General features: G+C 69.8%; 19 protein-coding genes. 16 read left to right on the forward strand and 3 right to left on the reverse strand.

Annotation, left to right across the window (positions count from 1 at the left end; all coding sequences use genetic code 11):
- The first annotated feature begins 1 nt into the window (after window position 1).
- From ACFVSU_RS00640 to ACFVSU_RS00675, 8 genes are read left to right on the forward strand one after another with little or no spacing between them, the layout of a single operon-like run.
- The gene (locus ACFVSU_RS00640) at window positions 2–814 is read left to right on the forward strand and encodes an ABC transporter ATP-binding protein (protein WP_387136732.1); all 813 of its coding nucleotides are present in this window, start codon (window positions 2–4) and stop codon (window positions 812–814) included.
- Window positions 811–1,524: an ABC transporter ATP-binding protein gene (locus ACFVSU_RS00645; RefSeq protein WP_310291425.1), complete on the forward strand. Its 714-nt coding sequence runs from the start codon at window positions 811–813 to the stop codon at window positions 1,522–1,524. The genes ACFVSU_RS00640 and ACFVSU_RS00645 overlap by 4 nt, the downstream gene beginning before the upstream one ends.
- On the forward strand, window positions 1,521–2,396 hold the full coding sequence (locus ACFVSU_RS00650; protein ID WP_387136735.1) for a branched-chain amino acid ABC transporter permease: 876 nt from the start codon (window positions 1,521–1,523) through the stop codon (window positions 2,394–2,396). The genes ACFVSU_RS00645 and ACFVSU_RS00650 overlap by 4 nt, the downstream gene beginning before the upstream one ends.
- Window positions 2,393–3,541, forward strand: a complete 1,149-nt coding sequence (locus tag ACFVSU_RS00655; protein WP_387136737.1) for a branched-chain amino acid ABC transporter permease — start codon at window positions 2,393–2,395, stop codon at window positions 3,539–3,541. The genes ACFVSU_RS00650 and ACFVSU_RS00655 overlap by 4 nt, the downstream gene beginning before the upstream one ends.
- On the forward strand, window positions 3,538–5,166 hold the full coding sequence (locus ACFVSU_RS00660; protein WP_387136739.1) for a class I adenylate-forming enzyme family protein: 1,629 nt from the start codon (window positions 3,538–3,540) through the stop codon (window positions 5,164–5,166). The genes ACFVSU_RS00655 and ACFVSU_RS00660 overlap by 4 nt, the downstream gene beginning before the upstream one ends.
- Window positions 5,163–5,849 (forward strand): TetR/AcrR family transcriptional regulator, encoded by a 687-nt coding sequence (locus ACFVSU_RS00665; RefSeq protein ID WP_387136741.1) that lies wholly within the window; start codon window positions 5,163–5,165, stop codon window positions 5,847–5,849. Before ACFVSU_RS00660 ends, ACFVSU_RS00665 begins: the two co-directional genes overlap by 4 nt.
- Window positions 5,849–6,601, forward strand: a complete 753-nt coding sequence (locus ACFVSU_RS00670) for a 3-hydroxybutyrate dehydrogenase (protein WP_387136743.1) — start codon at window positions 5,849–5,851, stop codon at window positions 6,599–6,601. Before ACFVSU_RS00665 ends, ACFVSU_RS00670 begins: the two co-directional genes overlap by 1 nt.
- On the forward strand, window positions 6,586–7,500 hold the full coding sequence (locus ACFVSU_RS00675; RefSeq protein ID WP_387136745.1) for an alpha/beta fold hydrolase: 915 nt from the start codon (window positions 6,586–6,588) through the stop codon (window positions 7,498–7,500). Before ACFVSU_RS00670 ends, ACFVSU_RS00675 begins: the two co-directional genes overlap by 16 nt.
- A 66-nt stretch (window positions 7,501–7,566) precedes the next feature.
- Here the strand turns inward: ACFVSU_RS00675 and ACFVSU_RS00680 are convergent, their stop codons facing one another.
- Both ACFVSU_RS00680 and ACFVSU_RS00685 read right to left on the reverse strand, forming a co-directional pair.
- The gene (locus ACFVSU_RS00680) at window positions 7,567–10,902 is read right to left on the reverse strand and encodes a PxKF domain-containing protein (protein ID WP_387136747.1); all 3,336 of its coding nucleotides are present in this window, start codon (window positions 10,900–10,902) and stop codon (window positions 7,567–7,569) included.
- A 197-nt stretch (window positions 10,903–11,099) separates the two neighbouring features.
- On the reverse strand, window positions 11,100–11,888 hold the full coding sequence (locus ACFVSU_RS00685; RefSeq protein ID WP_387136749.1) for an IclR family transcriptional regulator: 789 nt from the start codon (window positions 11,886–11,888) through the stop codon (window positions 11,100–11,102).
- 108 nt (window positions 11,889–11,996) lie between these two features.
- On the opposite strand from ACFVSU_RS00685, the gene ACFVSU_RS00690 reads away from it, so the two are divergent.
- Genes ACFVSU_RS00690 through ACFVSU_RS00700 form a run of 3 tightly spaced genes read left to right on the forward strand, consistent with a single transcriptional unit; the run spans window position 11,997 to window position 14,633 of the window.
- Window positions 11,997–12,797 carry a CoA transferase subunit A gene (locus tag ACFVSU_RS00690; RefSeq protein ID WP_387136751.1) on the forward strand — a complete coding sequence of 267 codons (801 nt, stop codon included), beginning with the start codon at window positions 11,997–11,999 and terminating at the stop codon, window positions 12,795–12,797.
- Between the two features lies 1 nt (window position 12,798).
- A complete protein-coding gene (locus ACFVSU_RS00695; protein ID WP_310291401.1) occupies window positions 12,799–13,452 on the forward strand; it encodes a CoA transferase subunit B in 654 nt (217 codons plus the stop codon).
- The gene (locus ACFVSU_RS00700; protein WP_387136754.1) at window positions 13,449–14,633 is read left to right on the forward strand and encodes an acetyl-CoA C-acetyltransferase; all 1,185 of its coding nucleotides are present in this window, start codon (window positions 13,449–13,451) and stop codon (window positions 14,631–14,633) included. The genes ACFVSU_RS00695 and ACFVSU_RS00700 overlap by 4 nt, the downstream gene beginning before the upstream one ends.
- 69 nt (window positions 14,634–14,702) lie before the next feature.
- On the opposite strand, the gene ACFVSU_RS00705 is transcribed toward ACFVSU_RS00700, so the two are convergent.
- Window positions 14,703–14,957, reverse strand: a complete 255-nt coding sequence (locus ACFVSU_RS00705) for a hypothetical protein (RefSeq protein ID WP_387136756.1) — start codon at window positions 14,955–14,957, stop codon at window positions 14,703–14,705.
- A 136-nt stretch (window positions 14,958–15,093) separates the two neighbouring features.
- Between ACFVSU_RS00705 and ACFVSU_RS00710 the strand changes: the two genes are divergently transcribed.
- The 5 genes from ACFVSU_RS00710 (at window position 15,094) to ilvN (ending at window position 21,464) form a co-directional block, all read left to right on the forward strand.
- Window positions 15,094–16,542 (forward strand): trehalose-6-phosphate synthase, encoded by a 1,449-nt coding sequence (locus ACFVSU_RS00710; protein WP_387136758.1) that lies wholly within the window; start codon window positions 15,094–15,096, stop codon window positions 16,540–16,542.
- A complete protein-coding gene (gene otsB, locus ACFVSU_RS00715) occupies window positions 16,539–17,312 on the forward strand; it encodes a trehalose-phosphatase (protein ID WP_387136760.1) in 774 nt (257 codons plus the stop codon). Before ACFVSU_RS00710 ends, otsB begins: the two co-directional genes overlap by 4 nt.
- A gap of 67 nt (window positions 17,313–17,379) precedes the next feature.
- A complete protein-coding gene (gene ilvD, locus ACFVSU_RS00720) occupies window positions 17,380–19,098 on the forward strand; it encodes a dihydroxy-acid dehydratase (protein WP_374974632.1) in 1,719 nt (572 codons plus the stop codon).
- 47 nt (window positions 19,099–19,145) lie between these two features.
- The gene (locus tag ACFVSU_RS00725) at window positions 19,146–20,951 is read left to right on the forward strand and encodes an acetolactate synthase large subunit (RefSeq protein WP_310291385.1); all 1,806 of its coding nucleotides are present in this window, start codon (window positions 19,146–19,148) and stop codon (window positions 20,949–20,951) included.
- Between the two features lie 3 nt (window positions 20,952–20,954).
- Complete coding sequence (gene ilvN / locus ACFVSU_RS00730) at window positions 20,955–21,464, forward strand: acetolactate synthase small subunit (protein ID WP_045297961.1); 510 nt, start codon at window positions 20,955–20,957, stop codon at window positions 21,462–21,464.
- The last annotated feature ends 11 nt before the right edge of the window (window positions 21,465–21,475 follow it).

Genomic DNA, 21,475 nt, shown 5'->3' on the forward strand with positions numbered 1-21,475 from the left:
GATGAGCACCACAGTCCCGTCCGCGCCCGCCGCGGAGACCGCGCGCCGCGGCTCTCCGCTGAAGATCGAGGGCCTCGGCCTGCAGATCGGTGGGGCGACGATCCTCAAAGACGTCGAGCTCGACGTCGCCGCCGGCTCCCTCGTGGGCGTCATCGGTCCCAACGGCGCCGGCAAGACCACGCTCTTCAACGTGATCTCGGGGCTCATGAAGCCCACTGCCGGCCGCGTCGTGCTGGACGACCGAGACATCACGACGGCGTCGGTGCCGGCGCGGGCGCGGGCGGGGCTGGGTCGCACTTTCCAGACGTCGAGCCTCTTCCCGAAGCTGTCGGTGCTCGAGAACGTGCGTCTGGCGGCCCAGGTGTCGCTGGGCGGCTCCGGCTCTCTCCTGCACTTCCCGAAGCGGACGGATGCCGCCACCGAGCTCGCGCTGACGAAGCTCGAGGTCGTGGGGCTCAGCCACAAGCGCGACGCGCTCGCGGGCGACATCTCGCACGGCGACAAGCGCAAGCACGAGATCGCCGTGCTCCTGGCGACGGAGGCGAGCATCGTGCTGCTCGACGAGCCCATGGCGGGCGTGGGCTCGGGCGATGTGCCCGGGCTGGTCGAGAACATCCGCGACATGCAGCGCGAGAAGGGCTGCACCCTGCTGATGGTCGAGCACCACATCGACGTGCTGATGGGCCTCGTCGAGAAGGTCGCCGTCATGTACTTCGGCACGATCATCGCGTACGACACGCCGCAGCGGATCATGGAGAACCCTCTCGTGCAGAGCGCCTACCTGGGCACCGGATCGGCGGGGGAGGCGGCATGAGCGGGGAATCCGTTCTGACCGTCCGAAACCTCCGGTGCACGATCGCGGGCCAGCAGGTCGTCGAGGACGTCTCGTTCGACGTGCCCGCCACCGGCATCACCGCGGTGCTCGGCCGCAACGGCGTCGGCAAGACCTCGACCCTGCGCGGCATCCTCGGCCTCATCTCCCGTCGCGGCGAGGTGACCCTCGCGGGCGACCGCATCGACGGGCTTCCCACGCATCGCATCGTGCGGCGCGGCGTCGGGTACGTGCCGGAGGACCGCGAGGTCTTCTCGAAGCTCACCGTCGCCGAGAACCTCGCCCTGGCCGAACGTCAGCGGAACCCTCGGCGCGAGTTCGTCGCAGAGCTGTTCCCGGATCTCGTCGCCCGCCGCGACCAGCAGGCGGGCACGCTCTCGGGCGGTCAGCAGCAGATGGTGTCGGTCGCACGGGCGCTGCTCAACGACAACCGGCTCCTCCTCGTCGACGAGCCGACGAAGGGCCTCGCGCCGAAGATCGTGACCGAGGTCGCCGACGCGCTCCAGGAGGCGTCGAAGACCGTCCCCATCCTCCTCGTCGAGCAGAACCTCGAGGTCGTGCGTCGTCTCGCCGATGACGCCGTCGTCATCGCCGGCGGGCGCGTCGCGCACGTCGGCAAGGCGCGCGATCTCCTCGACGACGAAGACCTCACCCGCCGCCTCCTCGGCGTCCACGTGGAGCACGCTTCATGAGTACCCTCGTCCTCACCCTCATCACCGGCGTCGGTCTCGGCGCCCTCTACTTCCTCGTCGCCAGTGGCCTGAGCCTCATCTACGGCCTCATGCACGTGCTCAACTTCGCGCACGGCGCGTTCCTCACCCTGAGCGCGTTCATGGGCTGGATGGTCGCGCAGGCGCTCGGCACCGACTCGTGGGGATCCTTCCTGCTGTCGGTCCTCGTCGGCGCGGGCGTGGGGGCCGTGTTCGCGACCCTCACCGAACTCGTGCTCATCCGGCCGCTGTACGAGCGGCACATCGAGCAGGTGCTCGTCACGGTCGGCCTGTCGTTCGCAGCCGTGGCGCTGTTCGAGGGGATCTGGGGCACCGACCCGATCCACATCGGCGGACCCCCGTGGCTCAAGCAGACGACCGAAGTGCTCGGCGCCCGCATCCCCAACACCTACTGGGTGCTGATGATCGCGGCCGTGCTCGTGCTCGCCGCCCTCGTGCTGTTCCTGCAGAAGACGCGTTACGGCATGATCATCCGGGCCGGCGTCGAGAACCGCTCGATGGTAACGGCGCTCGGGATCGACGTCCGTCGCTCGTTCACCCTCGTCTTCGCCATCGGCGGCGCGGCCGCGGGAATCGGCGGCGTGCTGGCGATGCACTACTCGACCTTCGTGTCGGCGCACCTCGGGCAGACGCTCCTCATCTTCGCGTTCATCGTCACCGTCGTCGGCGGCCTCGGCTCGCTCACCGGTGCGGCGGTGGCGTCCGTCCTCGTCGCCGTGCTGCAGCAGTTCGCCAACTTCTACCTCGGCGGCACCGGGGACTTCATCGTCGTGATCCTGCTGGCCCTCGTGCTGCTGGTGCGTCCGACCGGACTCCTGGGGAGGAAGGCATGACCCTTCGACAGGCTCAGGGACCCGAGGCGACCTCGGAGCGCAGCATCCGTCGCTTCCTTCCCGCCGTTGTCGGCGTCGTCCTCGTCGCGTTCATGGCGATGCTGCCGCTGCTCAACCTCTCGCTCCCGGGCATTCTGCCGACGCCGACGTACATGCCCGGCACCCTGGCGCTGCTGTCCCTCTGCATGGTGTTCGCCGCGCTCGCGCTGTCGTACAACCTGCTGCTCGGGTCGGGCGGGATGCTGTCGTTCGGGCATGCCCTCTACTTCGGCGCCGGCGCGTACGGTCTGGGGATCGCGCTCGAGCACTTCGGCGTGCCGCTGTGGCCCGGCGTGTTCATCGCGCTGATCGGCGGCATGGTCATCGCCCTCGTGACGGGCGCGGTGTCGATGCGCGTCTCGGGCATCCCGTTCGCGATGGTGACGCTGGCGTTCGCGCAGGCAGGATCGGTGCTGGTGCGGCGCAACTCGCAGGTCACCGGCGGCGAGGAGGGACTCAGCCTCAACACGGCGCAGGTGCCCGACTTCCTCATCGGGGTCGTGAACACCCGCAACCTGTACTGGTTCACGCTCGTGGTGCTCGTCCTGGTGTATCTCGTGGTGCTGTGGGTCGACACGTCGCGCCTGGGGCATCTCGCCCGAGCGACGCGCGAGAACGAGCAGCGCGTGCGTGTGCTGGGCCTGTCGCCCTACCGCGTCCGACTCATCGTGTTCGTCATCGCGGCGGGTCTCGCTAGCCTCGCCGGAGTCGCGTACATGCTCCTGCAGTCGGGCACCGTGCCCCGGTCGGTCTCCGCCGACCTCACGATCACGGTCCTGGTGATGGTGGTGCTGGGTGGCGTCGGATTCCGCTGGGGTGCGATCGTGGGCGGTGTGCTCTACACGCTGCTCGATCAGCGGCTCACCGTGCTCGCCGGCTCCGACGCGATCGCCGGGCTTCCCGACGTGCTGCGGATCCCGCTGTCGGAGCCGCTCTTCCTCCTCGGGGTGCTCTTCATCATCGTGGTGATGTTCCTCCCGGGAGGCATCGCGGGCACCATCGACGCCGCGGTCCGCCGCCGGCGCGGAGAGAAGGTCCGCGGGTCGCTGCGGCAGCTCGACGATGCCGACGAGTCCGCCGAAGCCCCCGTCGAGGTGCGCGCGTGAGCTGGACCGCCGACCCCGACGTCGACGACGGGCCGCACACCGTCGGCCGGTGGATCGTGGACCGCGCGACCCGCTCACCGGAGCGCATCGCGATCGACGACCGAGGAGTGACGACCGACTACGCCACCCTCGCCGCCCGCTCGTCGGAGCTCGCCGACCGACTGCGCCACGCGGGCTACGGGCCGGGCGACCGCATCGCGACCGTGTCGGGCAATTCCACCGACCACGTCGTGGCGTTCTTCGCGTGCGCGATCGCGGGCATCGCCTTCGTACCGCTGTCGTGGCGGCTCACGCCGCGCGAGCTCGCCGATGTCCTCACCCGTTCGGCTCCGGCGCTGGTGCTGATCGAGGACGAGCATGCCGCGCTTGCGGGCGAGGCGCTGCGCATCGCCGCCGTCGCCCCGCCGGTCTCCGTGCTCGGCACGACCGGCGTCGAAGCGGGGACTGTGCCCCGCGCAGCGAACCCGGTGACCCGCCGACCGGTGCGCGACGACGACCCGCTGCTCGTGATCTTCACGTCGGGGAGCGAATCCGCACCGAAGGGCGTCGTGCTCACGCACGCGAACTGCTTCTGGAACAACCTGGCCCTCGCGCAGGCGCTGCCGCTCACGCAGGACGACGTCGTGCTCGCGATGCTGCCGCAGTTCCACGTCGCCGCGTGGAACTGTCAGCCGCTGCTCGCGTGGTGGGTCGGCGCGACGGTCGTGCTGGAGCGGTCGTTCCAGCCGGCGCGCGTGCTGCAGCTCATCGCCGACCGCAAGGTCACCGCGATGATGGGCGTGCCGACGCAGTACGCGCTGCTCGCGGGCGACCGCGACTGGATCAGCACGGATGCCGCGTCCCTGCGTCTCGCTCTCGTCGGGGGCGCGACGATGCCGGTGGAGCTGCAGGAGGAGTGGACAGCGCGGGGGATCCCGCTCACGCAGGGGTACGGGCTCACCGAAGCGGCACCCAACGTGCTGCACCTGCCTGCGGCCGAGTCGATCGAGGCCCCCGGCGCCGTCGGCCGGCCGTACCCGCACGTGTCGGTGCGGATCGTAGATCCCGCCTCGGGGCTCGCACTGGAGTACGAGGCCACCGGCGAGCTGTGGGTGCGCGGCCCGAGCGTCTTCGCCGGCTATCTCGACGACGAGGACGCGACGGCCCGTGCGATGAGCGGCGAATGGCTGCGCACCGGCGATCTGGCATCCCGCGACGCGTCCGGCGTGTACCGCATCGTCGACCGCCTGAAGGACATCTTCATCTCGGGCGGCGAGAACGTCGCTCCCGCGGAGGTCGAGTACGCGCTGTGCCTGCACCCGCTCATCGAGGCAGTCGCCGTCGTCGGCGTGCCCGACGCGGTGTGGGGGGAGCGGGGAGTCGCGTTCGTGGTGCCCGTGACGGGGGCCGCGCTGTCGGTCGACGAGGTGCTTGCCCACGCGCGGCGCAACCTCGCCGCCTTCAAGATCCCCGTCCACGTGGAGTTCGTCGACGCGCTGCCGCGGTCGACCATCGAGAAGCTCGCACGATCGCGTCTCCGCGAACAGGCCAGGTTGCTGGTCGAACCGCGGCGAGAGCAGGAAGATCGTGCTGGGGAGCGCGCGCACACAGTGGTGCACGAGCGTACGAAGGGGGAATCCCGATGAGCATGTCCGACGAACTCGTCGACCGGGAAGAGGAGCTGGTGTCGTCCGCCACCGGACGCCCGCTCACCAAGCGCGGCGAGGCGACCCGTCGCCGTCTGCTCGAGGCGGCGGAGCTCGTGTTCGCCGAGCAGGGGTACCACGAGGCATCCATCGTCAAGATCACCGAGCGCGCGGGGATCGGTCTCGGCACGTTCTACCTGTACTTCGACAGCAAGCAGGCGATCTTCGAGGCGCTCGTGCTCGACCTCAATCGCCGCGTGCGCCATTCCATGTCGGAGGCGATGGCCGGGGCGACCGGTCGCCTGGAAGCGGAGCGCGCGGGGTTCGCCGGGTTCTTCCGGTTCACCGCCGAGCACCCCGCGCTGTACCGGGTCGTGCGCGAGGCGGAGTTCGTCTCGCCCGAGGTGCTGCGCACGCACTACACGCGCATCGTCGAGGGCTATGAGGCCGGCCTGCGCGCGGCGCAGGCGACGGGCGACGTCGATCGCGCCCTCGACCCCGAGACGACGGCGTGGGCCCTCATGGGCATGGGTGAGCTCATCGGCATGCGGTTCCTGCTGTGGGAGCGCGACGCCGACGGCAAGCCGCCCGCGCAGCTCGACCCGGTGGTGTTCGCCGGCATGACCCGGTTCATCGACAACGCCCTCGCGCCGCGAGCGGACGACGCAGGAGAGGAAGCCTGATGGCGGAGAAGGATCTCGCGGGCAAGCGCGCACTCGTCACCGGCGGGGCGAGCGGCATCGGCCTCGCCTGCGCGCACGAGTTCGCCCAGCGCGGCGCGCACGTCATCATCGCGGACCTGAACGCGGATGCCGCGACGGATGCCGCCGCCGCCGTCGGCGGTGAGTCCTGGGCCGTCGACCTCGCGGACACCGCCGCGCTCGACGACCTGACCCTCGATGTCGACATCCTCGTGAACAACGCCGGCATCCAGCGGGTCGCCCCGATCACGGAGTTCGATCCGGATGCCTTCCGGCTCATCGTGCGGCTCATGCTGGAGTCACCGTTCCTCCTCATCCGCGCGGCGCTCCCGGCGATGTACGAGCGCGGATGGGGGCGTGTGATCAACATCTCGAGTGCCCACGGCCTCCGGGCGAGCGCGTTCAAGTCGGCGTACGTCTCCGCGAAGCACGGGCTCGAGGGCCTGTCGAAGGTGACGGCGCTCGAGGGCGCCCCGCACGGCGTGACGAGCAACTGCATCAACCCCGCCTACGTGCGCACACCGCTCGTGGAGAAGCAGATCGCGGACCAGGCCGCCGTGCACGGGATCGCGGAGAGCGAAGTCGTCGAGAAGATCATGCTCACCGAGAGCGCGGTGAAGCGGCTCGTCGAAGCCGACGAGGTCGCGTCGCTCGCCGGATGGCTCGTGTCGGACAAGGCCGGCATGGTCACGGGAGCCTCGTACACGATGGACGGCGGATGGACGGCGCGGTGAACCACGAGTATCGGACGGTCGACGTTCCCGTCGACGGCGGGGCGCTGCGCGCGGGAGTCTGGGAGCCGGCGGATGCCGGGCCCGAGGCGCCGACGGTGCTGCTGGTGCACGGGGTCACGGCCTCGCACCTGGCGTGGCCGTTCGTCGTGGAGCGCCTCCCGGGGGTTCGCATCGTCGCGCCGGATCTGCGCGGGCGCGGGCGCAGCAACGGCATCGGCGGCGCCGCGGGGATGGCCGCACACGCGGCGGACCTCAGCGCGCTGCTCGAGGCGCTCGGCATCGACCGCACCGTGGTCGTCGGGCATTCGATGGGCGGGTTCGTGTCCGTCGTGTTCGCGCACCTCCACCCCGAGCGCGTCTCGCGGCTGCTGCTCGTCGACGGCGGGCTGCCGCTCGACGTCCCGGCGGGGCTCAGCACCGACGAGCTCGTCGCCGGCATCCTCGGCCCGACCGCGGCGCGCCTGTCGATGAGGTTCGCCGACACGGGGGAGTACCTGGACTTCTGGCGGCAGCATCCGGCCTTCGCCGGCGCGTGGACGCCCGAGCTCGAGCGCTATCTCGCGTACGACCTCGTCGACGACGGGGCGGGCGCGTTCCGTCCCGCGACGAGCTACGCGACGACCGCCGACGACACCCTCGACATGAACACGGGCGACGCCCTGCCGGCGGCGCTGGCCGGGCTGCAGCATCCGACCCGCCTCATCACCGTGCCCCGCGGCCTCCAGAACGAGCCGCCCGGCTTGTACGCGCCGGAACATCTCGGGCGATTGCTCTCGGAGTACCCCGGAGTGGAGCACGAGCGGATCGAGGGGTTCAACCACTACACGATCGTGATGTCGCCGGAGGGCGCCGACGTCGTCGCCGCTGCCGTCCGTGAGGAGCTCGCGGCCCGGGTGTGACCACGTCGTTCGAGCGCCCGGCGGCTGCGGTGATCGCATGCCGCCGGGCACTCTGAGGCGTGCGGGCTACTTCGTCTTGAACTGAGCCTTCAGCGTTGTTCCATCTGCGGTGGTCAGCGTCACCTGGTAGCACTTGCCGGCGTTCTTCGGCGTCGCCCAGTTCTGGATCCACTGGTGTGCGGTGGCGTCGTACCGGAGTGTCGTGCCGCCGGTGGTCGTGAACAGGTCGTCGCTCTGCATGTCGGTCAGATCGCACTTGATCTCGCGTGCGACGAATGAGGCGCCCAGCTTCGCGGGATCGGTCAGCTCGGTCGCGCCGGCGAACGCCGTGAACTTGAGCGGAACCGTCGAGCCCCCCTTCACGATATTGATGACGCTGTCACCCATGTCGACCGGCTTGAAGAAGCCGTTCAGCGTCCAGGCGGCGATCGTGAATGTCTTCGTGTCGTCGTCCGGGAGGTGGTTCGCGTCGCCGTCATACTTCGCGTACGCCTTCGCCGCACTGCCCGCCAGCTTGTTGTCGGTGTAGGTCGGCGTCAGGGTGAGCTGCAGGCCACCCGCACCGGTGACCTCCGCCGAGCATGGCTCGATCGGTGATCCGGTGGCCATGATCGGCGTAGACGGGCATGTCACCGTGACAGTGGACGGAGCCTTGGCGATCTGGAACCTCCCGGTGGCCGTGGCTCCGGTGTGATTGTCGTCCCCGGCCCACGCCGCCGAGATGCTCGCCGTTCCGGCCTCGGTGTTGCCGGAATACGTGACGGGGATGGTGAACGAGGCCAAGCCCGCTCCGGAGACCGTCGCGGTGCACGGAGTCAGCGCGCTGCCCGTGTAGGTCGCACCCGGAGCGCAGGACAGACCGATCGCCGACGTCGCCTTCTCGATCGTGAACTGCACCGCGTCATCGCTGCCCACGTGGTTTCCGTCGCCGGTGTACGCGGCGGACGCGGTGGCGGTGCCGACGGAGGTGTTGTCGGTGTACGAGAGTGTGAGCGGCTTGTTGAGCCCGCCCGGTCCGGTCACATTCGCCGTGCACGGTTCGATGGCGGATCCGGTGTAGATCTGCGACGCCGGACACGTGACCTCTGTGTTCGAGATCGCCTTCGCGATGGCGAACTTCGTCGATGCCTCGCTCGACGTGTGGTTGGCGTCGCCCGGCCAGGAAGCTGCGGCGTCGGCTTGTCCCGCATCGGTGTTCCCGGCATAGGTGACAGTGACCGTGAACGCGGTCAGACCGGCGCCGGAGACGGTCGCCGTGCACGGGGTCAGCGCACTGCCCGTGTACACGGCGCCCGGAGTGCACGACAGAGCGATCGACGACGGCGCCTTCTCGATGCGGAAACCACCCTCGGCAGTGCTGCCGTCGTGGTTCTCGTCGCCGTCCCACTTCGCGGCGGCGCTGGCGTCACCCACGTACATGTTGGCCGCGTAGTCGACGTCGATTGCGAAATCGGTGAGCCCGGCTCCGGAGACCGTTGCACCGCACGGCGTCAGCTGCTCACCGGTGAACACCACGAACTCGGGGCACTCCAGCGAGATCGACGATGCGGCCTTATCGATTTGGAAGCCGCCGTTCGCGCTGCTTCCGACGTGGTCGTCATCGCCGCCCCACGATGCGGTGGCGGTCGCGTGCCCCGCGTTCGTGTTGTCCGTGTAGTCCACGTCGATCTCGAACGCCGCAAGGCCGACGGCCGACACGCTCGCCGTGCAGGCGACCTGCGCGGCACCCGTGTAGACCACGGACGCGGGGCAGGAGAGCTTCACCGAAGACGTCGCCTTGGCGATGACGAACGACGACGTGTCGTTGCTGGGTTCGTGATTGGCGTCACCCTCGAAGACCGCGGACACGGAGGCGACGCCCGCCCCGGTGTTGCCGCTGTACGAGGGCGTGACCTCCTGGTCCAGGTCGCCGGCACCCATCACCTTCGCCGTGCACGGCGTGATCGGCGAGCCCGTAAAGGTGTGCGGCGACGTGCACGTGATCTCGGTCGTCGACGGCGCCTTGGCGATCTTGAAAGTCGTCGATGCCTCGCTCTTCGTGTGATTGAGGTCGCCGGGGTAGGAGGCGCTCGCCGTCGCCGTACCCGCCGTCGTGTTGAGGTCGTAGTGCACGGTCACCGACGCGGACAGCGCGCCGGCGCCCGTCACCGTCGCCGAGCACGGCTCCTGCGCGGCGCCGTTGTAGACGACGTCGGAGCACTGGATCGAGATGGATGAGGCTGCGGGGCCGATGGCGATCACCGCCGAACCGGACCGCGACGCGTAATTCGGCAACGCGAAGCTCCATGACGCCGTGCCTCCGGGCACGTCGGTGAATGACGCACCGAGATCCAGGCCCCCGCTGATGTCGACGCCTCCGAGGCCGGTGCACGCGCCGGTGGCACGGTGTGCGAGCCCGTCGTAGTCGCCGCTGAACCCGACGACGGCACAGTTCGCCGTGGCGCCGAGGATCGTGAACGTCTTGCTGTCCGTAGATCCGGTGTGGTTCGAGTCGCCCGCGAACGTGGCCGCGGCGCCCGCCGTTCCGGTGTCGGTGTTCGCGGTGTACGTCGGGGTGAGCGCCTGGCTCAGCCCTCCCGCGCCGGTGACGCCGGCCGTGCACGGCGTGAGCGGTGAGCCCGTGTACGTCGCCGATGCGGGGCAGGACACCGTCGTGGTCGATGATGCCTTGGTGATCCCGAACGTCGCGCCGCCGCTGCTGCCGGTGCGCGTCGAATCACCGGCGAAGGAGGCGGAGGCGGTCACAGAACCCACCGCGGTGTTCGGGGAGTAGGTGACGGGGAGCGACTGCGAGAACCCGTTCGAACCCGTCACGGTGGCCGAGCACGGCGTGATCGCCTGGCCCGTGTAGACCACCGACGCCGGACACGACACCGTGGTCGTGGTGGCGGACTTGCAGCCGACCGTCTTCCAGGTGACACTCTGCGTGACTTGCCGGGTGATCGAGTTGCCGCCGGTGTTGTCGCCCGTGCCGGAATAGGTCACGGATCCCGTGAAGGTTCCGGCGACGGTTCCGGCGGTCAGCGTGACGGTCGCGGTCGCGCCGCCGGGCGAGAGGGTGTTGTTGCCGAACGCGGTCTCCCAGTTGGCGGGCAGCATGACGTTTCCCGCGTCACCTGCGGCGACGCTCACCGACAACGGCGCGGCCGTCGTGGCGGTGATGTCGACGACCTCGCCGTTGGCGAACACCTGTCCGCCGCCGTTGTTGTCGTTGTTGTTGTTCCCGTTGCCGCCGTGACCGTTGCTCTGAACGTAGACGGTCACCTGTCGGCTCGTCGTGGTGCCGCACGTCACGTCACCGAAGTCGAGCACAGCTTGCGTGCCGGCCTTCAGGAGATCGCCGTCGACCTCGAGATTGTCGGCGTAAGCCGCGCCGGCTGTCGAAACCAGGAGTGCTGACACCGCCAGAGCGATTGCGGACAGCACAGACGTCCGTTGTTTCATTGGTCCCTCCCCAGGGGTACTGCTCCCCCAAGAGGCCCCTTTGCCGCTCGGGTTGCGATCAAGATAGCCGACGCGCGCTGAATCTCATACGGAACTGTGCGCAACTTAGCCGCGTCCTGAGGAGCGCTGCAGCCCGAGGACCGCAGGGAACGCCTTCAGCGCGACGCGGCGATGCGGGTCGTGAGCTGGTGTGCGTGGGCGAGGAGTGTGCGGCCGAGCTCGGGAAGGCGGTCGGGGCCGAAGCGGAACTCGACGCCCGTGAGGCTCAGCGCCCACTGCGGGTGGCCCTCGCGGGTGAAGACCGCGGCGCCGATGCCGTAGGAGCCCTCGACGATGAGCCCGGGGTTGACGGCGTAGCCGCGCTCCTGGGTGTCGCGCAGGCGCGTGCGCAGCCGCTGCTCGCTGTGTGACGCGCCCCATCGATCCGAGAGCTCCGGGTGACGCTCGAAGTAGGCGTCCACATCGTGGGGCGGGAGGAACGACAGGATCGCGAGCCCCGCGGAGGCGACGCCGAGCGGGAACCGCACGCCCTCCGACAGCACGAACGAGCGGATCGGGAAGCTGCCCTCCTCGCGCAGCAGGCACACGGTCTCGTCGCCACGGCGCACGGACAGGAACGCGCTCTCTTCGGTGCGGACGGCGAGCGAGCGCACGATGTCGCGAGCGACAGCGGTGATGTCGTACCGGGATGCTGCGACCGTGCCCATCAGGTACAGCTCCGGTCCGGGCATCCAGCCTCCGGTGCGCTCATCCTGATCGACCAGGCCCTCGTGGCGCAGCGCGGTGAGGAGCCGATGCGTCGTCGGGCGGGTGAGGTCGGCGCGGCGGGCGAGTTCGGCCACCGGCATCCCGTCATCTCCACCCGAGGTGACCAGTCGCAGGAGCTGGGCCGCGCGGGCGATCGATTGGGCTCCCGGAACGGTGCGCTTGGCTACGGTGTCCACAATATGGACGCTACGGCGCGGGGTGGCCACATGGCAAGCGGCGAGGTGGCGGTGCGCCCCGTCGAGCCGGACGATGGAAGCCGAGCGACCGGAATGCGAAGGAGCACAATGATCGACAAGACCTGGGGATCGGCGGCGGAGGCCGTCGCCGACATCCCCGACGGGGCGTCCCTCGCGGTGGGAGGGTTCGGGCTGTCCGGCAACCCCATCGCGCTCATCGAGGCGCTGCTTGCACAGGGCACGAGCGACCTCAGCATCGTGAGCAACAACTGCGGCGTCGACGACTGGGGGCTCGGCATCCTCCTGAACGCCAAGCGCATCCGGAAGATGACCTCCTCGTACGTCGGCGAGAACAAGGAGTTCGAGCGGCAGTTCCTCTCGGGCGAGCTCGAGCTCGAGCTGACTCCGCAGGGCACGCTCGCCGAGAAGCTCCGCGCCGGCGGATCGGGCATCGCCGCGTTCTACACCCAGACCGGCGTCGGCACGCAGGTCGCCGAGGGCGGACTGCCGCGTCGCTATGCCGCCGACGGCAGCATCGCGGTCGCGTCGCCCGTGAAGGACGTGCGCGCTTTCGACGTATCGGGCACGCCTCGCGACTACGTCCTGGAAGAGGCGATCGTCACCGACTTCGCGCTCGTCCACGCACTGAAGGGCGATCGTCACGGCAACCTCGTCTTCAACAAGGCTGCACGCAACTTCAACCCGCTCGCCGCGATGGCGGGGCGCGTGTGCATCGCCCAGGTCGAGGAGCTCCTCGAACCGGGCGAGCTCGAGGCCGACAGCATCCATCTCCCCGGCATCTATGTGCACCGCATCGTGGAGGTCGGATCCGACATCGAGAAGCGCATCGAACGGCGCACGGTCTCGGTCGCACAGGCCGCCGCGCGCGAGATGCCGGAAGGGGCCTGACATGCCGCTCACCCGCAACGAGATGGCCGCCCGCGCGGCCGAGGAGCTCGCCGACGGCGCCTACGTCAATCTGGGCATCGGCCTGCCGACCCTGGTGCCGAACTTCGTGCCCGAGGGCGTGACCGTGGTGCTGCAGTCCGAGAACGGCATCCTGGGCGTCGGGCCGTACCCGACCGAGGAGAACGTCGACCCCGACCTCATCAATGCCGGAAAGGAGACGGTGACGACGCTGCCCGGAGCCGCCTTCTTCGACTCGGCGACGAGCTTCGGGATGATCCGCGGCGGCAAGATCGACGCCGCGATCCTCGGCGCGATGCAGGTGTCGGCGACGGGCGACCTGGCCAACTGGATGATCCCCGGGAAGATGGTGAAGGGGCCGGGCGGCGCGATGGATCTGGTGCACGGCGCCGCGAAGGTGATCGTGCTGATGGAGCACGTCGCCAAGGACGGCTCGGCGAAGATCGTGAACGAATGCTCGCTGCCGCTCACCGGACGCGGGGTGGTCGACCGCATCATCACGGACCTCGCGGTCATCGACGTGACGGATGCCGGACTCGTCCTGGTCGAGACGGCTCCAGGGGTCACCGTGGAAGAGGTCATCGCGGCCACCGAGCCGGAGCTGACGGTCGCCGTCGGAGAGAGAATCGAAGCATGAACCACGACGACGTCGTCATCGTCGCCGCTGCGCGCACTCCGCAGGGGCGGCTCAAGGGCCAGCTGGCTCCGCTCACGGCGGTGCAGCTGGGCAGCGCCGCGATCAGGGGCGCCCTCGAGAAGGGCGGCATCCCCGCCGATGCCGTGGACGCGGTGCTCGTCGGTCAGGTGCTCGCGGCCGGGAGCGGGCAGAATCCCGCGCGTCAGGCGGCAGTGGGCGCCGGCATCGGGTGGGAGGTCCACTCGGGCTCGGTCAACAAGGTGTGCCTCTCCGGCCTCACAGCCATCATCGACGGCGCACGCATGCTCGCGGTGGGCGACGCGACCGTGGTGGTCGCCGCCGGCATGGAGTCGATGACCCGCGCCCCGCACCTGCTTATGGGCTCGCGCGACGGCTGGGCCTACGGCTCGATCGAGGTGCTCGACCACATGGCGTTCGACGGGCTCACCGACGCCTACGACCGCGAGAGCATGGGCGCGTCGACCGAGCGCCACAACGAGCGGCTCGAGGTGACGAGGCAAGCTCAGGATGCTGTCGCCGCGAGGTCGCATCAGCGTGCGGCCGCCGCGCAGGCCGAGGGGCTCTTCGACGCCGAGATCGTGCCGGTCGAGATCCCGCAGCGCAAGGGCGATCCGGTCGTCGTGACGAAGGACGAGGGCGTGCGCCCCGAGACCACCGTCGAGACCCTCGCGGGCCTGCGCCCGGCCTTCGCGTCGAGCGGGTCGATCACGGCGGGCAACTCGTCGCAGATCTCGGACGGCGCGTCCGCGGTCGTGCTGACGACGCGCTCGCACGCCGACGAGAACGGCTGGAACGTGCTCGCGGTCGTCGGCGCGTCCGGCCAGGTCGCCGGCCCCGACAACTCACTGCATTCGCAGCCCGCTCGGGCGATCGAGAAGGCTCTGGCCAAGCAGGGCATCGCCGCGAGCGACCTCGACATCGTCGAGATCAACGAGGCGTTCGGCGCCGTGGTCGTGCGTTCGCAGGCCGAGCTCGGCCTCTCGGACGACGTGGTCAACCCGCACGGCGGCGGCATCGCGATCGGACACCCGATCGGGGCATCCGGCAACCGCCTCGTTGTCCACGCCGTGCACGAACTCGTGCGGCGCGGCGGCGGCACGGCGGCGGTGGCGCTGTGCGGCGGCGGCGGTCAGGGCGACGCGCTCATCCTCACGCGCTGATCGATCCTCGACCCCCAGACGGAAGCGCCACGGGACCCGGACGGGTCTCGTGGCGCTCGTCTGTGCGGGTCAGGGCTGGATGCGGCGCTTGAGGAGCTTCTTCTCGCGGCCGTGGACGGGGGAGTCGTTCGCGATGAGCTCGCCGCGCGAGGCGCGGCGGACGTCGACGATCGCGCCGATCGCGAGGGCCAGGGAGATGCCCCAGCTGAGCCATGCGAGGGCCATCCGCCACGTGAACGGCTCGTTCTCGCGTAGTCCCCTCATCAGCGTCAGCCCGCCCGTGATCGCGGTGAGGATGCCGGTGCCGAAGAGGTACTTGCGCATGGGGCCACGTTAGCGCGGCCCGTGCGGGCGCCGCGCCCCTTGACATGGTGTCGTCCGGCGCGTCAAGGGGACTCGGGGCCCTCAGCCACGCTGTTAGCCTGAGCGTGCCGAGTCCACGAAACCGTCAGGAGACCGCGTGACAGAGCCCACCGCCCCCGCCGCCGAACTCGTCGTCGTCGCCAACCGCCTGCCCGTCGACCGGGTCGCCGACGCCGCCGACGGGTCGGGCTGGCGCCGCTCGCCCGGCGGGCTGGTGACGGCGCTCGAGCCGGTGATGCGGCGCGCCGACGGCGCCTGGGTCGGCTGGCCCGGCCAGCCCGACATCGAGGTCGAGCCCTTCGAGTTCGAGGGCACGCACCTGGTGCCGGTGTCGCTGAGCGCCGACGAGGTCGAGCTCTACTACGAGGGCATGTCGAACGACACCTTCTGGCCGCTGTACCACGACGTCATCGCTGCGCCCCGGTACCGTCGCGTGTGGTGGGACGCCTACGTCAAGGTCAATCGACGATTCGCCGAGGCGGCCGCCGGCGTCGCCGCCCAGGGCGGCACCGTGTGGGTGCAGGACTACCAGCTGCAGCTCGTGCCGCAGATGCTGCGCGAGGCCCGCCCCGACCTCACCATCGGCTACTTCCACCACATTCCCTTCCCGGCATACGGTCTCTACTCGCAGCTGCCGTGGCGGCGCCAGGTGCTCGAGGGCCTTCTCGGCGCGGACGTCATCGGCTTCCAGCGGGTGGCGGACGCCGGCAACTTCGCGCGGGCCGTGCGTCGGCAGCTGCGCTACCAGACGAAGGCGACGGGGATCACCGTTCCCGAGCCGGACGGCTCGACGCGCAACGCGCTCGCGAAGGCGTTCCCCATCTCGATCGACACCGGGTCGTACATCGAGCTCGCCGAGCGCCCCGACATCAAGGCCCGCGCCGCCGAGATCCGCGAAAGCCTCGGCAACCCGAAGAAGATCCTGCTCGGCGTCGACCGGCTCGATTACACGAAGGGGATCCGCCATCGCCTCAAGGCGTTCGGCGAGCTGCTCGAGGACGGCCGCATCGACGTCGAGGACGTGACCCTCGTGCAGGTCGCGAGCCCCAGCCGCGAGCGCGTCGAGGCCTACATGCAGCTGCGCGACGAGATCGAGCTGACGGTCGGGCGCATCAACGGCGACCACGACACCATGGGGCACACGGCCATCCGCTACCTGCACCAGGCCTACCCCCGCGACGAGATGGTGGCGCTGTTCCGTGCCGCCGACGTCATGCTCGTCACGGCGCTCCGCGACGGCATGAACCTCGTCGCCAAGGAGTATGTGGCGACCCGCACCGACAACCGCGGCGTGCTGGTGCTCAGCGAGTTCGCCGGCGCCGCCGACGAGCTGCCGAGCGCGATCCGCATCAACCCCCACGACATCCATGGGATGAAGGAAGCGATCTTGCGCGCGATCGAGATGCCCGCCGCCGAGCAGGGGCGCCGCATGCGGGCGCTGCGGAAGAAGGTCGTCGAGAACGACGTCGCCAGCTGGTCGCGGTCGTTCCTCGACGCCCTCGACACCGCCCGGGAGGGCAAGCGCGTGCAGAAGGCCGGCGCGTGAGCGCGGCGGACGAGGCGATCGCCCGGGTCGCGGCATCCGATCGCCTTCTCGTCGCGCTCGATTTCGACGGCACCCTGTCGCCGCTCGAGGACGAGCCGATGGACGCACGGATGCTGCCCGCCGCGCGCGAAGCTGTCGACGCCCTGGTCGCGACGCCTGACACCGTCGTCGCCTTCGTATCGGGGCGGAGCCTCGTGGATCTGCGCGTGATCGCCGAGCACGACGACTCGTCGAGGGTGCTGCTGGCGGGATCGCACGGAGCAGAGTTCTGGATCCCGGGCGAGGGCGTGGTGAGCCACGGCGAGGATGATGCCGACGTCGCCCTGCGCGACGCCCTCCGTGGCCACGCCGAGGAGGCCACCGCGCACCTCGAGGGCGTCTGGATCGAGCCGAAGACCTTCGGGTTCGGCGTGCACACGCGCCGGGCGAGCGCTGCGGCCGCGGCCGAGGCGAACCGCGTCGTCGATGAGATCGTCGCGGCCGAGGCCCCGCATTGGCGCCGTCGCACGGGACACAACATCGTCGAGTTCGCGTTCCGGCACGAGGGCAAGGACTCCGCGATCGCCGAGCTGCGCGAGCGGGTGGGCGCCACGGCGGTGCTGTTCGCCGGCGACGACGTGACCGACGAGGACGCGCTGGCGAGCCTCGGGGACGGCGACCTCGGCGTGCGCGTGGGGGACGGCCAGACGTCCGCGACCGTGCGGGTCGCGGACATCGCGGCTCTCGCGGAGCTTCTGCAGCAACTCGCAACGGCGCGTTCGCGGGGTTAGGCCCGCCCCGGCCGGCGGGTCCGTCACTCGGGCCGAGGGCGTCGCCGTGCGGGAATACACTGAGTCAATGGCCCAGCCCGATTCGCTCGCTGACAACTCCATCGACATCAAGCCCCGCAGTCGCGTCGTCACCGACGGCATCGAAGCCACGACGTCGCGCGGCATGCTCCGTGCCGTCGGCATGGGCGACGCGGACTGGGACAAGCCGCAGATCGGCATCGCCTCGAGCTGGAACGAGATCACCCCCTGCAACCTGAGCCTCGACCGGCTCGCGCAGGGTGCCAAGGAGGGCGTGCACGCCGGCGGCGGCTATCCGCTGCAGTTCGGCACCATCTCCGTCTCGGACGGCATCTCGATGGGCCACGAGGGCATGCACTTCTCGCTCGTCTCCCGCGAGGTCATCGCCGACTCCGTCGAGACCGTCATCATGGCCGAGCGCCTCGACGGCTCGGTGCTGCTCGCCGGGTGCGACAAGTCGATCCCCGGCATGCTCATGGCATCGGCGCGCCTGGACCTCTCGAGCGTCTTCCTCTACGCCGGCTCGATCGCGCCGGGCTGGGTCAAGCTCTCGGACGGCACCGAGAAGGACGTCACCATCATCGACTCGTTCGAGGCCGTGGGCGCGTGCCTCGCGGGCAAGATGAGCGAGGCCGACCTCAAGCGCATCGAGTGCGCGATCGCCCCGGGCGAGGGCGCGTGCGGCGGCATGTACACCGCCAACACGATGGCCTCCGTCGCCGAGGCGCTCGGCCTCAGCCTGCCCGGATCGGCCGCGCCGCCGTCGGCCGACCGCCGCCGCGACTACTTCGCGCACCGCTCCGGCGAGGCCGTCGTCAACCTGCTGCGCCAGGGCATCACGACGCGCGACATCCTCACCAAGGAGGCGTTCGAGAACGCGATCGCGCTCGCGATGGCGCTGGGCGGCTCGACCAACGTCGTGCTGCACCTCCTCGCGATCGCCCGCGAGGCCGATGTCGACCTCAGCCTGCACGACTTCAACCGCATCGGCGACAAGGTGCCGCACGTGGCCGACATGAAGCCGTTCGGCAAGTACGTCATGAACGACGTCGACCGTCACGGGGGCATCCCGGTCATCATGAAGGCGATGCTCGACGAGGGCCTGCTCCACGGCGACGCGCTCACCGTCACCGGCAAGACGCTGGCCGAGAACCTCGCCGACCTGAATCCCGACCCCGTCGACGGCACCGTCATCCACTCCTTCGACGACCCGATCCACGCCAAGGGCGGCATCACGATCCTGCACGGCTCGATCGCCCCCGAGGGTGCGGTCGTGAAGTCGGCCGGCTTCGACGCCGACGTGTTCGAAGGACCCGCCCGCGTATTCGAGCGCGAGCGTGCCGCAATGGACGCCCTCGAGGCCGGCGAGATCGCCGCCGGCGACGTCGTCGTGATCCGCTACGAAGGCCCCAAGGGCGGCCCGGGCATGCGCGAGATGCTCGCGATCACCGCGGCCATCAAGGGCGCTGGGCTCGGAAAAGATGTACTACTCTTGACGGACGGCAGATTCTCAGGCGGCACAACCGGCCTGTGCATCGGCCACATAGCACCCGAAGCGGTGGACGCAGGTCCCATCGCCTTCGTGCGCGATGGTGATCTGATACGGGTCGATATCGCGGCTCGCACTCTCGACCTACTCGTCGACGAGGCTGAGCTTGACTCCCGCCGCTCTGGCTGGGAGCCGCTTCCCCCGCGCTATACCCGTGGCGTCCTTGCCAAGTACTCCCGACTCGTGCGCTCCGCTGCGGAGGGTGCGACCACCGGTTGAGCCTGGCTTCCGACATCCGCCTCCGACCCACTTCAGAGGAAATCACCATGTCAGCCGACACCGCCGCGGCCGTTCCCCGGCCGCCAGCCCGCACCGCCTCGACGCCCGTGCTCACGGGCGCGGAAGCGGTCGTCCGTTCTCTCGACCTGCTCGGGGTGACCGACGTCTTCGGTCTTCCGGGCGGCGCCATCATGCCCGTGTACGACCCCCTCATGGACGACGAGTCCGTGCGCCACATCCTCGTCCGGCACGAGCAGGGCGCCGGTCACGCGGCCGAAGGCTATGCCGCCGCATCCGGTCGTGTCGGCGTCGCGATCGCGACGTCCGGCCCCGGCGCGACGAACCTCGTCACCGCGATCGCCGACGCCTACATGGACTCCGTGCCGATCGTCTGCATCACCGGTCAGGTCTTCTCCACCCTCATGGGGACGGATGCCTTCCAGGAGGCCGACATCGTCGGCATCACGATGCCGATCACGAAGCACTCCTTCCTGGTGAAGCGTGCGGAGGACATCCCCGGTGCGATCGCGGCCGCGTTCGAGATCGCGTCGACGGGTCGTCCCGGCCCCGTGCTCGTCGACATCACCAAGGACGCCCAGCAGGCTGAAGCGCCCTTCGTGTGGCCGCCGAACATCGACCTCCCGGGCTACCGGCCCGTCACGAAGGCGCACGGCAAGCAGATCCAGGCCGCGGCTCAGCTCATCGCCGACGCCAAGAAGCCGGTGCTCTACGTCGGTGGCGGAGTCGTGCGCGCCCGCGCCTCGGAGGAGCTCCTCTCGCTCGCCGAGACGACCGGCGCACCCGTCGTGACCACGCTCATGGCGCGCGGCGCGTTCCCCGACTCGCACACCCAGCACCTCGGCATGCCGGGCATGCACGGCACGGTGCCGGCGGTGCTCGCGCTGCAGGACGCCGACCTCATCGTCGCCCTCGGTGCGCGGTTCGACGATCGCGTCACCGGCAAGGCCGCGCTGTTCGCGCCGAACGCGAAGGTCGTGCACGTCGACATCGACCCCGCCGAGATCTCGAAGATCCGCACCGCCGACGTGCCGATCGTGGGCGACCTCAAGGACGTGCTCGTCGACCTCGACGTGGCGTTCCGTGCCGTCAGTGGCGGCACCGCGCCCGACATCACCGAGTGGTGGTCGTTCCTCGACGGCCTTCGCGACGAGTTCCCGCTCGGCTACACGCAGCCCACCGACGGGCACATGGCGCCGCAGTACGTGATCCAGCGCATCGGCGAGCTCACCGGCCCCGAGGGCGTCTACGCCGCGGGCGTCGGTCAGCACCAGATGTGGGCCGCGCAGTTCATCAAGTACGAGCGCCCGAACGCCTGGCTCAACTCCGGCGGCGCGGGCACGATGGGCTACTCGGTCCCGGCCGCGATGGGCGCGAAGGTGGCCGAACCCGACCGCGTCGTCTGGGCGATCGACGGCGACGGCTGCTTCCAGATGACCAATCAAGAGCTGGCGACCTGCGCGATCAACAACATCCCGATCAAGGTCGCGATCATCAACAACTCGTCGCTGGGCATGGTGCGCCAGTGGCAGACGCTGTTCTACGACGGCCGCCACTCGAACACCGACCTCAACACCGGCCACGGCACGGTGCGCATCCCCGACTTCGTGAAGCTGGCGGAGGCGTACGGCTGCCTCGCGATCCGCGTCGAGAAGGAAGAGGACGTGGATGCCGCGATCCAGACGGCGCTCGAGACGAACGACCGTCCCGTGGTCATCGACTTCGTGGTGAGCGCCGACGCGATGGTGTGGCCGATGGTGCCGCAGGGCGTGAGCAACAGCTTCGTCCAGTACGCGCGGGATCACTCGCCCGCCTTCGACGAGCAGGAGGACTGAGACATGACGAGTCACGTGCTGAGCCTCCTCGTGGAGGACAAGCCCGGTCTGCTGACGCGCGTCGCGGGCCTGTTCGCCCGGCGCGGCTTCAACATCGAGTCGCTCGCGGTGGGGGTCACGGAGGTCCCCGGACTCTCGCGCATCACCGTGGTCGTGGACGTGGACGAGCTCCCGCTCGAGCAGGTCACCAAGCAGCTCAACAAGCTGATCAACGTGATCAAGATCGTCGAGCTCGACCCCGCGGCATCCGTCCAGCGCGAGCACATGCTCGTGAAGGTGCGCGCCGACAACCAGACCCGGTCGAACGTGCTCGAGGTCGTGAACCTGTTCCGCGGCCAGATCGTGGACTACGCGCCGGACGCGCTCGTGGTCGAGGTCACGGGCGACAAGGGCAAGGTCGACGCGTTCCTGCGCGCGCTCGAGCCCTTCGGCATCAAGGAGCTGGCGCAGTCCGGCCTCGTCGCCATCGGCCGCGGCGGCAAGAGCATCACCGAGCGCGTGCTGCGCGGCTGAGCGCGCGGCAT

This window comes from Microbacterium sp. NPDC058062 (assembly GCF_042885375.1).
Classification (GTDB): Bacteria; Actinomycetota; Actinomycetes; order Actinomycetales; family Microbacteriaceae; genus Microbacterium; species Microbacterium trichothecenolyticum_C.

Bases quoted from the DNA above. Each gene is read 5' to 3' on its own strand.
- ACFVSU_RS00640 (WP_387136732.1), top strand. From the start codon at position 2: ATGAGCACCACAGTCCCGTCCGCGCCCGCCGCGGAGACCGCGCGCCGC.
- ACFVSU_RS00645 (WP_310291425.1), top strand. From the start codon at position 811: ATGAGCGGGGAATCCGTTCTGACCGTCCGAAACCTCCGGTGCACGATC.
- ACFVSU_RS00650 (WP_387136735.1), top strand. From the start codon at position 1,521: ATGAGTACCCTCGTCCTCACCCTCATCACCGGCGTCGGTCTCGGCGCC.
- ACFVSU_RS00655 (WP_387136737.1), top strand. From the start codon at position 2,393: ATGACCCTTCGACAGGCTCAGGGACCCGAGGCGACCTCGGAGCGCAGC.
- ACFVSU_RS00665 (WP_387136741.1), top strand. From the start codon at position 5,163: ATGAGCATGTCCGACGAACTCGTCGACCGGGAAGAGGAGCTGGTGTCG.
- ACFVSU_RS00670 (WP_387136743.1), top strand. From the start codon at position 5,849: ATGGCGGAGAAGGATCTCGCGGGCAAGCGCGCACTCGTCACCGGCGGG.
- ACFVSU_RS00675 (WP_387136745.1), top strand. From the start codon at position 6,586: ATGGACGGCGCGGTGAACCACGAGTATCGGACGGTCGACGTTCCCGTC.
- ACFVSU_RS00690 (WP_387136751.1), top strand. From the start codon at position 11,997: ATGATCGACAAGACCTGGGGATCGGCGGCGGAGGCCGTCGCCGACATC.
- ACFVSU_RS00695 (WP_310291401.1), top strand. From the start codon at position 12,799: ATGCCGCTCACCCGCAACGAGATGGCCGCCCGCGCGGCCGAGGAGCTC.
- ACFVSU_RS00700 (WP_387136754.1), top strand. From the start codon at position 13,449: ATGAACCACGACGACGTCGTCATCGTCGCCGCTGCGCGCACTCCGCAG.
- ACFVSU_RS00705 (WP_387136756.1), bottom strand. From the start codon at position 14,957: ATGCGCAAGTACCTCTTCGGCACCGGCATCCTCACCGCGATCACGGGC.
- ilvD (WP_374974632.1), top strand. From the start codon at position 17,380: ATGGCCCAGCCCGATTCGCTCGCTGACAACTCCATCGACATCAAGCCC.
- ACFVSU_RS00725 (WP_310291385.1), top strand. From the start codon at position 19,146: ATGTCAGCCGACACCGCCGCGGCCGTTCCCCGGCCGCCAGCCCGCACC.
- ilvN (WP_045297961.1), top strand. From the start codon at position 20,955: ATGACGAGTCACGTGCTGAGCCTCCTCGTGGAGGACAAGCCCGGTCTG.